Genomic DNA, 1,867 nt, shown 5'->3' on the forward strand with positions numbered 1-1,867 from the left:
TAAAACGCTGTGTGGGGCTTAGAACGCCCTTAAACGACCCTTGGTTTACTTTTATACTAGCTTCCACCTCGAAAAAACCTGAATAATTCATAGCTCTAAATTTAACCTGTTTTTTTGAACAAATTGCCAATTTTTAAATTAGGCAGATACTTTCTTCCAAAATAATGTGTTTTCGAACAGGATGCCTACGGAAGAAGATCATAATAAAAATTATTTGTCTATTTAAGGGCAGACGAATCCCTTGAAAAAGAATCGGTTAAAAAATTTGTGTGATAACTAGTCTAAATCCATTGTTTGGATCGCCGCAGGCGTTCAAAAACCTTATAAAATTCAGTTTGATACACATGATAACTTGACAGTTTGAGATAGACCTGTCTCCCAGTCTGAACAAGTTTACCGGCTACTTTAAGCAATATCAGCCGGATGGAATGAATCGTCATGCCCTGGTTCACTTTATCAAAACCAATGCTTTTTAAAAAATTAACGAGGTTGTATGCAAGGACACTGATCATCATTCTGACATGATTTTCTAAGAAACGCGGGCTATCTGTTTTATCGAAGTAAAAGCCACCTTTCGCTTCTTTGATGAAATTTTCCATTGTTCCTCGCTTGCCGTAAAGAGAAAATATGACTTCAGGCGAGACATTGTCGGATAGATTAGTCACAATAAACGCATGATGAAATAGCAATTCTCCTCCTTCACGGACGGAGCGTATACAGACACGACGAGGTTTCGACCAGGATTGTGCTTGATAAGGTAGTGAAAAATACTGCACTTCTCGCTCTTCCCATTCTTGATTGTCCCCGTAAAGAACAGAATGTTCAGCTAACTGACTTAACCTCCGATTGCTCTTTAATCGGATAACGTACTGGCTTTCAGTTGCTTCACAAGACTCATACACCTCTGGTGTGGCGAAGCCGCTGTCACCCCGAACCAATATCTCGGTATGAGGTAACGTGCTCTTGTAGTGGTGTAAAAGCGGGTTGATAAAGGCTTTTACCCCTTTAGATGTGTACTGATTGCCTGAACGCAGTTCAGCTTTTAAGAAATCTCCGGTCAGTCCATCAAAGGCAACTAATGGGTGATAGCCGTAGGTTTGATAATGGGCATTATAATCTGTTTGTTCTTGGCGTCCAAAGGTATCCGAATGTGTGGAATCGACATCAATGATTAACTCGGTGTCATTGCGAATTAAACGTGCTTTATCAATCAATGACTGATTTAATGCTTGGAGTTGATCGATGTTCTCCTCGGTGAAACGATCCAGAAACCGTGAGATTGAGGATTGTGATGCCAACTGTTTTTTACCGAGTACAGCTTGAAAGACAGGATCCCGTCTTAATAGATTAGCTGATGAGTCTGCCGAGTAACCAGCAATTAATTGCATAATAAGCTGTTCCAATATCGCTAAGTTATCATGGGTAAAATAAGCCCGATGATCTGTAATATGGAGCCATTGTTTAGCTAAGTGCGAAAAGCCGAAGGTATTCATTAATTCTTTAACCAGGACTAACCCCGAATCACTTGATAGACGACCACCGGTATGTGAAATAGTGATATTTGAATTGAATTTAACTTGATTTTTGTGTAAGCTAGTCATGAGAAGAACTCCTTTCTTATGGTTGGTTTCGTCACCTTTACCATAGCAGAATGGGGTTCTTTTTTCATCACTTAAGGGGTGAAACTAAAAAAGTAATTATCAGACTGCCGTTAGGCAGTTTCAGACGGTTTCAATTAAAAAGTATGAATTATTCAGGGTAAACATCTTTCGTTGTATTGTAAATTAACGCCATCCAAAATTTTGATTCAAGATTTTCTTTCGGTTTATTATATGTTTGAGCCAATATAAGCTACAAAACTGCTGTC

At 39.0% G+C, this 1,867-nt stretch carries 1 protein-coding gene; it reads right to left on the reverse strand.

Annotation, left to right across the window (positions count from 1 at the left end; translation table 11 throughout):
* Nucleotides 1-281: 281 nt before the first annotated feature.
* A complete protein-coding gene (locus P7D84_RS13640) occupies nucleotides 282-1,601 on the reverse strand; it encodes an IS1380-like element ISSsu5 family transposase (RefSeq protein WP_002338419.1) in 1,320 nt (439 codons plus the stop codon).
* Between the last annotated feature and the right edge of the window lie 266 nt (nucleotides 1,602-1,867).

The organism is Enterococcus dongliensis (assembly GCF_031927985.1).
GTDB classification, from domain to species: Bacteria; Bacillota; Bacilli; order Lactobacillales; family Enterococcaceae; genus Enterococcus_A; species Enterococcus_A dongliensis.